Here is a 12,773-nt window from a genome sequence, read left to right on the forward strand (position 1 = left end):
CTCGGCGTCGGCACCTACGTTGTGCCGGGTGTTTCGTTTCAGGGCCGTACTACTCGGGAGTTCATGAATTGCAGCACGTGAGGGGGGCCGCATCCAAACAGTGCGAAGCAGCCGGTTTTCAGTGCTCACGCCACAGATAAAACGGGCATAAAGAGCGAGCCCCGCCAAAAGGCAGGGCTCATGTGAGCACAGCGATACCGCTTGGATGCGTCGGGTGTCCGACCCGCCCCGATTCTCTGTCGGATTGTTATCAACGTGGGGGTGGTCGTGTCGAAGGACACAGACCACCCCCAAAACCTCTACGACAACTGCCGTATATCGACTTCTACTTGATGTGTACTACTTCAAGCGGGCCATGAGCGCGTGCTCGACGAGGGTGATGAGCGCGCTCTTGGCGTCCGCGCGGTGGCGGGCGTCGGTCGTGATGATGGGCGCGTCGGGCCCGATCTGCAGCGCCTCCCGGACCTCGTCCGGCGTGTACGGCTGCTGCCCGTCGAAACCGTTGAGCGCGATCACGAAGGGGAGGCCCGAGTTCTCGAAGTAGTCCACGGCCGGGAAGCAGTCGGCGAGCCGCCGCGTGTCCACCAGGACCACGGCGCCGATCGCACCGCGCACCAGGTCGTCCCACATGAACCAGAAGCGGTCCTGACCGGGCGTGCCGAACAGGTACAGGATGAGGTCCTGGTCGAGGGTGATGCGGCCGAAGTCCATCGCCACCGTGGTGGTGGTCTTCCCGCCGGTGTGCGTGAGGTCGTCGATGCCCGCCGAGGCGGAGGTCATCACGGCCTCGGTCCGCAGCGGGTTGATCTCGGAGACGGCGCCGACGAACGTGGTCTTGCCCACGCCGAAGCCGCCGGCCACCACGATCTTCGCGCTGGTGGTCGACCGGCCCGCCGAAGCGGTACCGGCGCTAGAGCTTGCGAAGTCCACTGAGCACCCTTTCGAGCAGTGTCACGTCCGGCGTGCCGCCGGCCTCTCCGTTGCCCGGCTGGTGGATGGCCACCATGCCGGCCTCGGCCAGGTCGGCCACGAGGATGCGCGCCACACCGAGCGGCATCGAGAGCAGGGCCGAGACCTCCGCCACCGACTTCACCTCACGGCACAGGTGGCAGATCCGCTGGTGCTCCGGGAGCAGGGTGGCCAGGTGTGCCGGGTCGGCCGTGGTGCTGACCAGCGCCTCGATGGCGAGCTGGTAGCGCGGCCGGGTCCGGCCGCCGGTCATCGCATAGGGACGGACCAGCGGCTGGTCGCCTTCCGCTCCGTACGGATCGTCTATGGAGACGCCGTACGGATCGTGAGAGGCGGGGGGCGGGGTCATGAATCCTCCGGGCGTGACAGCAGAACCTTCTGCCGTCTGATGGGGCCGGTGGGGGGCCGGGTGGGGCGGCCGGACGGTGAACGGTCCGGAGGCGGTGCGGAGGGGCGCACCGCCCTGGGCACGTCGGTTCGGTTACGGATAGGACAAAGGGTGGCTCAGCGCAGCAGGCTGCCCTGGAGCTCGGCCCGCAGGTCGGGGGTGAGCACGCTGCCCGCACGGTCGACGAGCAGCGCCATCTCGTAGCCCACGAGGCCGATGTCGCACTCCGGGTGCGCGAGCACGGCCATCGAGGAACCGTCGGAGACGGACATGATGAAGAGGAAGCCGCGCTCCATCTCCACCACGGTCTGGGCGACGGGCCCGCCCTCGAAGATCCGGGACGCCCCCGCGGTCAGCGAGGTCAGTCCGGACGCGACCGCCGCCAGCTGGTCGGCACGGTCGCGGGGGAACCCGTCGGACATGGCAAGGAGCAGTCCGTCGGCGGAGACCACCACCGTGTGCGACACCCCTGGGGTGTTGTCCACGAAGTTGGTGATCAACCAGTTCAGATTCTGCGCCGCCTGGCTCATCGCGCTCAACTAACGCTCCTGCTGCTGGGTCGGACCGACGTGGAAGGAACCCGTGGTGGAGTTGCCCGCCTGACGGCCCTGCTGGATACCGCGGCGCAGATTGGTGAGCCGGCCGCGGACGTCGTCGGGTGCGCGGGAGACCTGGGGGCCGGCCGAGTTGGCCTGCTCCTGGGCGGTCCCGGGCACGAGGTTGGCCCGCGGCACGCGCCGCGGAAGCCCGGAGGTGGTGACGCCGCCGGCCGCGGGCTTGCGCGCCCGCTCCGCCTGGCGCACCAGCTCGTCGTTGGGCGAGGTCCGCCAGGCGGCCGCGCCGTTCTGCCGCCCGGCCTCCGGCTGCTGCGGGGCCGCCGGGGCGGGCCGCTGCGGGACGACCGGGGTCTGCATGGTCCGCTCGACGTCCGGCACCCGCGGGGCCGGGGCGGCCTGACGCGGCGCCGGGGCCTGCTGCGGGCGGAGACCGTGCTGTCCGTGCTGGGCCTGACCCTGCTGGGCCTGCTGAGCCTGGGCCTGCTGGGCCTGGGCCTGCGCCTGCTGGGCCTGCGCCTGCTGGGCCTGGTCCTGGTGGAACCAGTTCGTCTCCAGCGTGTCGTACAGCGGAGTACGGCCCTCACCGGCGGGCGGCGCCGGCGGCAGGGCCTCCGGCTGACGCGGCTGCTGAAGCTGCGGCTGCTGCGGCTGGGCCGGCTGGTTCGCCGGACGCTGCTGGGGCGCGGGGGCCTGGACGTGCTGCTGCGGCGCCTGCGCCTGCGGCACGTACGGCTGGTGGCCGAACGCCTGCTGCTGCGGGGCCTGCTGGGGCTGCGGCGCCTGCGGCATCCCGTAGTCCGCCTGCGGGAACTGCCCGGTGGACGCCGGGTCCTGGTAGCCCTGCGGGACCTGCGGCTGCTGCGGGGCCTGCGGCATCCCGTAGTCCGGGCGGGCGAACTGACCGGTGGAGCCGGGGCCTTCGGGGTAGCCCGGGACCGGCTGCGGGTAGCCGCCGGTGGTCTCCGGGTCCTCGTGGCCGCGCGGCGCGTCCAGCGGGGTCATGTCCTGCTGCGGCCGGCGGACCGGCTGCACCGGGTCGTTGCCCCAGCTGGTGGCCTGCGGGCGCGGCTGCTGCGGCTGCGGGTTGCCACCGGGCAGTTCGGCACGCGGGAAGCCGTTCTGGCCCTCCGGCGCCGGCTGCTGGCGGTCCTGCGGAGCCTGCTGGGCGTGCTGGGCCTGCTGGGCCTGCGGGTTCTGGCCACCCCAGATGTCCGTACGGGACGGGATCGCGCTCTGCGCACCGCCGACGAAACCGCCGGGCGCCGCGCCGCCGAGCCCCGGCTGCTGCGGGTCCTGCGGTACGGGCGGCAGCTGCGCGGTCTCCGGACCCCGGTCCAGGGACCGGTCCTGGGACGGGGCCGGCGCCTGCGAGCGCTCCTGGAAGAGGTTCGGACCCTGCGGCTGCTGCGGAGCCTGGCCGTTCGGCCGCTGACCGCCCTGGCCGGGCAGCGCGCCACGGGCCGCGCCCGCGCCGAGCCGGCCGCCGGGTGCGGCCGGGGCACCGCCCGGCCGCCCGCCGCCGAGGCCGCCGGCCGCGCCGGGACCGGCGGTGAGCCGGCCGCCCGGGGCGCCCTGGCCCTGCGGGACGGCGCCCTGGCCGGCCTGACCGGCCTTCGGCGCCGGCTTCTTGCCGCCGTGGGCGACGTCGACGGGGAGCATGACGAGCGCGGTGGTGCCGCCCGAGTCGGACGGGCGCAGCTGGATCCGGATGCCGTGCCGCAGGGACAGGCGGCCGACCACGAACAGACCCATGCGGCGGGAGACCGAGACGTCCACGGTGGGCGGCGAGGCGAGCCGCTCGTTGATCGCGGCGAGGTCCTCGGGGGAGAGGCCGATGCCGGTGTCGTGGATCTCGACGAGCACGCGGCCGTCGGGCAGCGCGTGACCGGTGACCCGGACCTTGGTCTGCGGCGAGGAGAAGGAGGTGGCGTTCTCGAGCAGCTCGGCGAGCAGGTGCACGAGGTCGTTGACGACGCGGCCGGCGACCTCGGTCGCGGGGACCGAGGCCAGCTCGATGCGCTCGTACTGCTCCACCTCGGACGCGGCGGCGCGGAGCACGTCGACCAGCGGGACCGGGCGGGTCCAGCGGCGGCCCGGCTCCTCACCGGCGAGGACGAGGAGGTTCTCACCGTTACGGCGCATGCGCGTCGCGAGGTGGTCGAGCTTGAACAGCGAGGACAGCTGGTCCGGGTCGGCCTCGCGGGACTCCAGCTCGGAGATGAGCGAGAGCTGACGCTGGATGAGGCCCTGCGAACGGCGCGACAGGTTGGTGAACATCGCGTTGACGTTGCCCCGGAGGAGGGCCTGCTCGGCGGCGAGGCGGACCGCCTCGCGGTGCACGTCGTCGAAGGCCGCGGCCACCTGGCCGATCTCGTCGCGGGAGTGCACACCGACGGACTCGACGGAGGTGTCGACGTCCTGCGGGTCGGCCTCCGAGAGCTGCTTGACCAGCTCGGGCAGGCGTTCCTGGGCGACCTTGGTCGCGGTGTCCTGGAGCCGGCGCAGCGACCGGATCATGGACCGGGCCACGACGAAGGCGCCGACGAGCGAGACGCCGAGGACGAGGAGGATCAGCGCACCGTTGATGATGGCGTCGCGCTGCGACTCCTGGCGCAGCTCGCGCGCCTTGGTCTCCATCTCGCCGAGCAGCGTCGCCTCGATGGTCTTCATGGCACGCATCTTGGTGCCGTACTCGTCGGTGAAGTTCAGGTGGCCGCGCTTGACGTCCGGCAGGCCGCGGCTGGAGTTCAGCAGCCGCTGCGAGTAGTTGTCGGCCGCCTCGATCGAGGGGTTGCCGTTGGTCAGCGAGGCGGTCAGCTCCGCGGCGTCGCCGCCGGCCGACTCGTAGATCGCCTGGAAGGACTTGAGCTCGACGCCCTCACTGGTGAACGCGGCCTCGCCGTAGAGGCGGTCACCGAGCTGGAGGTTGGCGGGCTTGCTGTCGTTCGGCGGCAGCGCGGAGGCGATGATCGCCTGCTGGATGGAGGCGTACTCCTTGGCGGACGAGAACGCGGCGAGCGCGCGGGTCCGCTTGATCATCTCCGGGTTGCTGGTGGCCTGCGCCATGTCCTGGGACAGGCTGAGCAGCGAGCGGATCAGCCGGCTGTACGCCTCGACGGTCACCGAGTGGGCGGTGCCGTCCTGCTTGTACGCGTTGACGCGGATGGTGCCGAGCTGGCTGACCTGCGAGGCGATCTGGTTGACGTTCTGCCGGATGCTCCGCAGCGACTCGTCGTCCTCGGTGGCCGGGATCTCCTTGGTGGCCTCCAGGAACGCCCGGTACGCGCGGTCGGTGTTCTTCCGCGGGTTGGCGACCTGGTAGTCGCTCGGGTCCTTGCCGTTGGCCAGCGGACCGGCGGACAGGTCGCGCTCCTGCTGGAGCTGCTCGGCGAAGTTGGTGGCTTCCTTGGTCAGCCGGGTGAGCAGCTGCATCTGGTCCAGCTGGTCCATGTCCTGCAGGGACTCGCTGATGCGGATGCCGCCGAGGCTGGTCGCCGCGACCACGGGGAGGGTCAGCAGGGCGACCAGGCGGGTGGAGATGCGCCAGTTGCGCAGGGCTATTCGGGGCCCGACCTGGGCCTCGGAGTTGAGCTTGGGCAGCGGGGCGTGCTCGGCGGCGGCGTCCGCGGCCGTACCGCGGGCACCGTCGGAGCCACCGGCCTTGGCCGGGTTCGTGCCCTTGCCGCCCTTGCCGCCCTTGCCGTTCCGGTCAGCGCCGGAGTTGCCGGGGCCGCCGGAAGCATGCTGCGGCTGCGAGGCCGGGGAACCGTGCTGGGTCCCGGCACGCGGCTCCTGCTCCGCCGGAGCTTCCCCTCGGCCCTTTCGGGCCTGGGAAGAGCCCGTGCCATCCCTCTTGAAACGTCCCTGCACTAGCGTCGCAACCTCTGGACCAGGCGTCCCTCCGGATGAACGGAGAAGACGGTGTCGGCGTCGTGGGACGCAGGCGCGTCCCAGTGGTGGTCGTCGGTGACCGGCGCAGATCCCCCTAGTCCCGCCACTCGGCCGGCGCTGCGTTGCGCCCCCTGCACACCGGCCTCAAACCCGCGGCGGTGCGTGGAATTCCAGCACAGTGCCGGATCTCCAACAAGGGCCGTGGGGCGTGGCGCGAAGGGGATGACAACGTGTGAACGACGTGTCACCCCATGTAGAAGATGATCACGGAGGAATCGGGCGAATCTGCCCGAAGAGGCAAGGGGGGAGGGGTGTCCCAGTCGCCATGATCAGGAGCGGAATACTGCATTCAGTGGAGGAATGTCCGTTTCGGTCACCTCGCGTGGCGGAGCGTAATGCCCGCTTTGTTCCTTGATTGGTGAGCAAACTCACACGTAGTTCGTTGGGTCCGCCATGCAATCGAAGGGAATTGCATGTTTAGCCTGACGCTTTACAGAATGGGAGACCCGCGCGCCCGCGTGGGCGCCCCCCACCGCAGACAAGGGTCCGACACCGCGATGAAGACGACGCCCGTACTCCGCACCACGGCCAACCCCCGCCGCTCGACCCTCGCCCACCTCGAGGACGCCGCACAGCTGGGCCGCCCCGTCCAGCCCGAGTACGCCGCCGCCCTCCCGGGCACGACCGCCAACCCGCGCCGCACGGTCCTGATGACCCCGCCTGCGCCGTACGTCCCGGCGTACCTCTCCGCCGCCGAGTAACTCCCCGCGCGTCCGCGACCAGGCGGCAAATCCGCCGGTCGGCCCCTCGCGCCGCGTTAGCCTGGAGCGTCAGACTCCAGCCAGTAGCAAGTGAGGGGCGACAGCACTCGTGCGCATCGCCAGATTCTCCATCGACGGCAACGTCGCGTTCGGTGCGGTCGAGGGCGAGGGAACCGTCGAGTCCGGCGGCCTGGTCCTCGACATCATCAAGGGCATCCCGTACACCGACTTCGAGCTCAGCGGCACCAAGGTCCCGCTGAGCAAGGTCCGGCTCCTGCCGCCCGTGCTCCCCAACAAGGTGGTGGCCATCGGCCGCAACTACGCGGAGCACGCGAAGGAACTCGGCAACGAGGTCCCCGAGGTCCCGGTGGCCTTCTTCAAGCCCACCACCTCCGTGATCGGCCCCGGCGACGCCATCGAGTACCCCTCCTTCTCCAACGAGCTGCACCACGAGGCCGAACTGGCCGTGGTCATCGGCCGCATGTGCCGCGAGGTTCCCCGCGAGCGCGTCAAGGACGTCGTCTTCGGCTTCACCTGTGCCAACGACGTCACCGCACGCGACGTCCAGCAGCGCGAGTCCCAGTGGGCCCGCGCCAAGGGCTTCGACACCTCCTGCCCGCTGGGTCCCTGGGTCGAGACCGGCCTGAGCATCGCCGACGCGAGCGACCTGACCATCCAGGCCACGGTCAACGGCGAACAACGACAGCTCGGCCGTACGAGCGACATGATCCGCTCCATCGAGGACCTGGTCGTCCACATCACCGAGGCCATGACGCTGCTCCCGGGCGACGTCATCCTCACCGGCACCCCCGCCGGGGTCGGCCCCCTCACCGTCGGCGACGAGGTCGCCGTCACCATCGAAGGCATCGGCACTCTCACCAACAGGGTGATCAAGCGTGGCTAACGCGAACATCCGCGTACGTTTCTGTCCCTCCCCGACCGGCAACCCCCATGTGGGCCTGGTCCGCACCGCCCTCTTCAACTGGGCCTTCGCGCGGCACAACCAGGGCACCATGGTCTTCCGCATCGAGGACACCGACGCGGCGCGCGACTCCGAGGAGTCGTACAACCAGCTGCTCGACTCGCTCAAGTGGCTCGGCCTCGACTGGGACGAGGGCCCGGAGATCGGCGGCCCGCACGAGCCGTACCGCCAGTCGCAGCGGATGGACATCTACAAGGACGTCGCCGACAAGCTCCTCGCCGGCGGCTACGCGTACCACTGCTACTGCACCCAGACCGAGCTGGACGACCGCCGCGAGGCCGCCCGCGCCGCCGGCAAGCCGTCCGGCTACGACGGCCACTGCCGCGAGCTGAGCGCCGAGCAGGTCGAGGTCTACAAGGCCGAGGGCCGCGAGGCCATCGTCCGCTTCCGGATGCCGGACGAGACGATCACCTTCACCGACCTGGTCCGCGGCGAGCTCACCTTCACCCCGGAGAACGTCCCGGACTACGGCATCGTGCGCGCCAACGGCGCCCCGCTGTACACCCTGGTCAACCCGGTCGACGACGCCCTGATGGAGATCACCCACGTCCTGCGCGGCGAGGACCTGCTCTCCTCCACCCCGCGCCAGATCGCGCTCTACAAGGCGCTGATCGAGCTGGGCGTGGCCAAGCAGATCCCGGCCTTCGGCCACCTGCCGTACGTCATGGGCGAGGGCAACAAGAAGCTCTCCAAGCGCGACCCGCAGGCCTCCCTCAACCTCTACCGGGAGCGCGGCTTCCTCCCCGAGGGCCTGCTGAACTACCTGTCGCTCCTCGGGTGGTCGTTCTCCGCGGACCAGGACCTCTTCACCATCCCCGAGATGGTCGAGAAGTTCGACATCGCGGACGTCAACGCCAACCCGGCGCGCTTCGACCTCAAGAAGGCCGAGTCCATCAACGCGGACCACATCCGCATGCTGGACGTGAAGGACTTCACCGCGGCCTGCGAGCCGTGGCTGAACGCCCCGCACGCCAACTGGGCCCCCGAGGACTTCGACCGCGCCGCCTGGGAGGCCATCGCGCCGTACGCCCAGACCCGCCTGACCGTCCTGTCGGACATCACGGCCAACGTCGACTTCCTGTTCCTCAAGGAGCCGGTCTTCGACCAGCCGTCCTGGGACAAGGCGATGAAGGGCGAGCCCGCGGCCCTGCTCACCACCGCCCGCGAGAAGCTCGTGGACGCCGACTGGAACGACCCGGAGTCGCTCAAGAACGCCGTCCTGGCCGCCGGCGAGGCCCACGGCCTCAAGCTCGGCAAGGCCCAGGCCCCGGTCCGCGTCGCCGTCACCGGCCGCACGGTCGGCCTGCCGCTCTTCGAGTCCCTCCAGATCCTGGGCCGGGACAAGACCCTGGCTCGCGTCGACGCGGCCCTGGCGAAGCTCGCCGGCTGAGCCCGGCCCGTACCCACCGGTACCCCCGTCCCGTACCCGGGGCGGGGGTACCGTCGTTTCCATGACCATCCGCGCCGTCCTCTGGGACGTGGACGACACGATCTTCGACTACGGGAGCGCCGACCGCGCCGGCATGCGGGCGCACCTGGCCGCCGAGGGCCTGGTCGACGGGTGGGACTCCGTCGACCGGGCCCTCGGGCGCTGGAAGGAGCTCACGGAGCTGCACTGGCGGCGCTACGAGGCCGGGCTCGGCGACTGGCAGGAGCAGCGGCGGTGGCGGGTGCGGGACTTCCTGGAGCGGCCGGGGATGACCTCGGACGAGGCCGACGGCTGGTTCGACCGCTACGTGGCGCACTACGAGGCCGCCTGGGAGCTCTTCCCCGACGCCGTGCCCGTGCTCGACCTGCTGGCCCGTGACTACCGCCACGGCGTCCTGTCGAACTCCAGCATCCACGCCCAGGACCCCAAGCTCCGCACCCTGGGCGTACGGGACCGCTTCGAGGCCGTTCTGTGCGCCGCCGAGCTCGGGGTGGCCAAGCCGGCCGCGGAGGCGTTCCACGCGGCCTGTACGGCCCTGGGGTTGCCGCCGGGCCAGGTGGCGTACGTCGGGGACCAGCCGGACACGGACGCGCGCGGCGCCGTCGAGGCGGGGCTGCTCGGGGTCTGGCTGGACCGCGCGGACACCGGCGGAAGGCCCGAGCTGACCCGCATCACGGACCTCCACCAGCTGCCCGGGGTGCTGCTCGGGGATACGCGTTTTGGAGCACCGTCCACCTTCGGGTAATGTTCTTCCTGCGCCGAGGGGAACGGGCCGAAAGGCCGGAAAGCCCCGAAAGCGCAAGCCGAGCAGGATCCCTTCTCGAAGTGATCAAGTTCCGGTGGCCTATGGTGTAATTGGCAGCACGACTGATTCTGGTTCAGTTAGTCTTGGTTCGAGTCCAGGTAGGCCAGCTCGCAGAGCTCATCTGCAAACCGTGGATGGCATCCACAAAGCCCCCGTTGTGTAGCGGCCTAGCACGCCGCCCTCTCAAGGCGGTAGCGCCGGTTCGAATCCGGTCGGGGGTACAGATCCTTCCCGCAGGATCACCTGGGTAGCTCCCGGTGACTCTGATGCAGGATCGCTAGGGCCCCCGTTGTGTAGCGGCCTAGCACGCCGCCCTCTCAAGGCGGTAGCGCCGGTTCGAATCCGGTCGGGGGTACGACGCTGGTCTAACCACGTATTGGTCTATGGTGTAATTGGCAGCACGACTGATTCTGGTTCAGTTAGTCTAGGTTCGAGTCCTGGTAGACCAGCTCGGATCTGCGGAAACGTATGATCCAAAGCCCCCGTTGTGTAGCGGCCTAGCACGCCGCCCTCTCAAGGCGGTAGCGCCGGTTCGAATCCGGTCGGGGGTACGCACAGAAGAAGCCCTTCCCTTCGGGGGAGGGCTTCTTCGTTGTCGTGTCGCAGTCGCTGTGTCGGAGGACACACACAACTCCGGCCCACCGCTGCGGCGTTGGAGCGGTGGGCCGGACACGTACAGATGAAGAGAGGGAAAGCGGGCAGGGTCAGCCGTTGCGGCGCAGCGCCTCGGTCAGGCGGGCGGCGGCGTCGATGACCGCCTGGGCGTGCATACGGCCCGGGTGGCGGGTCAGACGCTCGATCGGGCCCGAGACCGACACGGCGGCCACCACGCGGTTCGAGGGGCCGCGTACGGGCGCGGAGACGGACGCCACGCCCGGCTCGCGCTCGCCGATCGACTGGGCCCAGCCGCGGCGCCGTACGCCCGACAGGGCCGTCGCCGTGAAGCGGGCGCCCTGGAGGCCGCGGTGCAGCCGCTCGGGCTCCTCCCAGGCCATCAGGATCTGCGCGGACGAGCCGGCCTTCATGGTCAGCGTGGAGCCGACCGGCACGGTGTCCCGGAGGCCCGAGAGCCGCTCCGCCGCCGCCACGCAGATGCGCATGTCGCCCTGGCGCCGGTAGAGCTGGGCGCTCTCGCCCGTCACGTCGCGCAGATGCGTCAGCACCGGCCCGGCGGTCGCGAGCAGGCGGTCCTCACCGGCCGCGGCGGCGAGCTCCGCCAGCCGCGGTCCGAGGATGAACCGGCCCTGCATGTCGCGGGCCACCATCCGGTGGTGTTCCAGTGCCACGGCCAGTCGGTGTGCCGTGGGTCGTGCGAGTCCCGTCGCCGCGACCAGACCTGCGAGGGTGGCCGGACCGGACTCCAGGGCGCTCAGGACAAGGGCTGCCTTGTCGAGAACGCCTACGCCGCTAGAGTTGTCCATGAAACGATATTCGCGTCTCACTCTGTGAAACGCAAGTTCAATTTTCCGAGGATCTTGTCACTCTTGAGGTGCGGCCGCACGACGGCCCGCGAAACGGGTCTCTAGGGTGCCGGCGCACGCCGCCGGCCGGAGGGAAAGCGATGGGTAGGACACTCGCGGAGAAGGTCTGGGACGACCACGTCGTCCGGCGCGCCGAGGGCGAGCCCGACCTCCTCTTCATCGATCTGCACCTGCTGCACGAGGTGACCAGCCCCCAGGCCTTCGACGGTCTCCGGCAGAACGGCCGGCAGGTGCGGCGCCTCGACCTCACCATCGCCACCGAGGACCACAACACCCCGACGCTCGACATCGACAAGCCGATCGCGGACCCGGTCTCCCGGGCCCAGCTGGAGACCCTGCGCAAGAACTGCGCCGAGTTCGGCGTCCGGCTGCACCCGCTGGGCGACGTCGAGCAGGGCGTCGTCCACGTGGTGGGACCGCAGCTGGGACTGACCCAGCCGGGCACCACCGTGGTCTGCGGCGACTCCCACACCTCCACGCACGGCGCCTTCGGCGCGCTGGCCTTCGGCATCGGCACCAGCCAGGTCGAGCACGTGCTGGCCACCCAGACGCTGCCCATGGCCCGCCCGAAGACCATGGCGATCACCGTCGACGGCGAGCTGCCCGAGGACGTCACGGCCAAGGACCTGATCCTGGCGATCATCGCGAGGATCGGCACCGGCGGCGGCCAGGGCTACGTCCTGGAGTACCGCGGCTCCGCCATCGAGAAGCTCTCGATGGAGGCCCGGATGACCATCTGCAACATGTCCATCGAGGCCGGTGCCCGCGCGGGCATGATCGCCCCCGACGAGACCACCTTCGCCTATCTGAAGGGCCGCGCCCACGCCCCCGAGGGCGAGGACTGGGACGCCGCCGTCGCGTACTGGAAGACGCTGAAGACCGACGAGGACGCCGTCTTCGACGCCGAGGTCGTCATCGACGCCGCCGAGCTGGCCCCGTTCGTCACCTGGGGCACCAACCCCGGCCAGGGCGCCCCGCTTTCGGCGAACGTCCCCGACCCGGCTTCGTACGAAGACGCTTCGGAGCGCCTCGCCGCCGAAAAGGCCCTGGAGTACATGGGGTTGACCGCCGGCCAGCCGCTGCGCGACATCAAGGTCGACACCGTCTTCGTAGGCTCCTGCACCAACGGCCGCATCGAGGACCTGCGCAACGCCGCCGCCCTCCTGGAGGGCCGCAAGGTCGCCGACGGCGTCCGCATGCTGGTCGTCCCCGGCTCCGTCCGGGTCGCTCTGCAGGCCGTCGAGGAGGGCCTGGACAAGGTCTTCAAGGAGGCCGGCGCCGAATGGCGGCACGCGGGCTGCTCCATGTGCCTGGGCATGAACCCCGACCAACTGGCCCCCGGTGAGCGCTCCGCGTCCACCTCCAACCGCAACTTCGAGGGCCGGCAGGGCAAGGGCGGCCGCACCCACCTGGTCTCCCCCCAGGTCGCCGCCGCCACCGCCGTCCTGGGCCACCTGGCCTCCCCGGCCGATCTGTCCGACGTCGCCACCACCGCGGGGGTCTGAGGAAC

Annotated in this window: 10 protein-coding genes and 5 tRNA genes; 10 read left to right on the top strand and 5 right to left on the bottom strand. The window is 70.6% G+C overall.

The annotated features are described in order from the left end of the window. Window positions 1-339 precede the first annotated feature (339 nt). The 4 genes from ACWEJX_RS14805 to ACWEJX_RS14820 all read right to left on the bottom strand — a co-directional run bounded on the left by ACWEJX_RS14805 (window position 340) and on the right by ACWEJX_RS14820 (window position 5,784). A complete protein-coding gene (locus tag ACWEJX_RS14805) occupies window positions 340-930 on the bottom strand; it encodes a GTP-binding protein (protein ID WP_451607840.1) in 591 nt (196 codons plus the stop codon). After that, window positions 911-1,318, bottom strand: coding sequence for a DUF742 domain-containing protein (locus ACWEJX_RS14810; RefSeq protein ID WP_451607841.1), 408 nt, complete (start codon window positions 1,316-1,318; stop codon window positions 911-913). Before ACWEJX_RS14810 ends, ACWEJX_RS14805 begins: the two co-directional genes overlap by 20 nt. A gap of 155 nt (window positions 1,319-1,473) precedes the next feature. After that, window positions 1,474-1,887 (bottom strand): roadblock/LC7 domain-containing protein, encoded by a 414-nt coding sequence (locus ACWEJX_RS14815; protein ID WP_403792553.1) that lies wholly within the window; start codon window positions 1,885-1,887, stop codon window positions 1,474-1,476. Between the two features lie 9 nt (window positions 1,888-1,896). Next, entirely contained in the window at window positions 1,897-5,784 is a 3,888-nt protein-coding gene (locus ACWEJX_RS14820) for a sensor histidine kinase (protein ID WP_451607842.1), read from the bottom strand. A 578-nt stretch (window positions 5,785-6,362) separates the two neighbouring features. Here ACWEJX_RS14820 and ACWEJX_RS14825 point away from each other — a divergent pair. The 9 genes from ACWEJX_RS14825 (at window position 6,363) to ACWEJX_RS14865 (ending at window position 10,333) form a co-directional block, all read left to right on the top strand. Further along, on the top strand, window positions 6,363-6,566 hold the full coding sequence (locus ACWEJX_RS14825; RefSeq protein ID WP_451607843.1) for a hypothetical protein: 204 nt from the start codon (window positions 6,363-6,365) through the stop codon (window positions 6,564-6,566). 109 nt (window positions 6,567-6,675) lie between these two features. After that, window positions 6,676-7,470 (top strand): fumarylacetoacetate hydrolase family protein, encoded by a 795-nt coding sequence (locus ACWEJX_RS14830; protein ID WP_403791745.1) that lies wholly within the window; start codon window positions 6,676-6,678, stop codon window positions 7,468-7,470. Then, window positions 7,463-8,938, top strand: a complete 1,476-nt coding sequence (gltX, locus tag ACWEJX_RS14835) for a glutamate--tRNA ligase (protein ID WP_451607844.1) — start codon at window positions 7,463-7,465, stop codon at window positions 8,936-8,938. The genes ACWEJX_RS14830 and gltX overlap by 8 nt, the downstream gene beginning before the upstream one ends. Window positions 8,939-8,999: 61 nt before the next feature. Further along, window positions 9,000-9,722 carry an HAD family hydrolase gene (locus tag ACWEJX_RS14840; protein ID WP_451607845.1) on the top strand — a complete coding sequence of 241 codons (723 nt, stop codon included), beginning with the start codon at window positions 9,000-9,002 and terminating at the stop codon, window positions 9,720-9,722. A gap of 95 nt (window positions 9,723-9,817) precedes the next feature. Beyond that, window positions 9,818-9,889, top strand: a tRNA-Gln gene (locus tag ACWEJX_RS14845). A 41-nt stretch (window positions 9,890-9,930) separates the two neighbouring features. After that, window positions 9,931-10,003, top strand: a tRNA-Glu gene (locus ACWEJX_RS14850). A 61-nt stretch (window positions 10,004-10,064) separates the two neighbouring features. Further along, window positions 10,065-10,137: transfer RNA gene (locus ACWEJX_RS14855), tRNA-Glu, on the top strand. A gap of 22 nt (window positions 10,138-10,159) precedes the next feature. After that, window positions 10,160-10,231 (top strand) — tRNA-Gln (locus ACWEJX_RS14860). 29 nt (window positions 10,232-10,260) lie between these two features. Next, window positions 10,261-10,333, top strand: a tRNA-Glu gene (locus ACWEJX_RS14865). A gap of 153 nt (window positions 10,334-10,486) precedes the next feature. Here ACWEJX_RS14865 and ndgR read toward each other — a convergent pair. After that, a complete protein-coding gene (gene ndgR / locus ACWEJX_RS14870; protein ID WP_128977462.1) occupies window positions 10,487-11,203 on the bottom strand; it encodes an IclR family transcriptional regulator NdgR in 717 nt (238 codons plus the stop codon). A gap of 140 nt (window positions 11,204-11,343) precedes the next feature. Between ndgR and leuC the strand changes: the two genes are divergently transcribed. After that, on the top strand, window positions 11,344-12,768 hold the full coding sequence (leuC, locus tag ACWEJX_RS14875; RefSeq protein ID WP_451607846.1) for a 3-isopropylmalate dehydratase large subunit: 1,425 nt from the start codon (window positions 11,344-11,346) through the stop codon (window positions 12,766-12,768). The last annotated feature ends 5 nt before the right edge of the window (window positions 12,769-12,773 follow it).

This window comes from Streptomyces sp. NPDC004788, assembly GCF_053601115.1.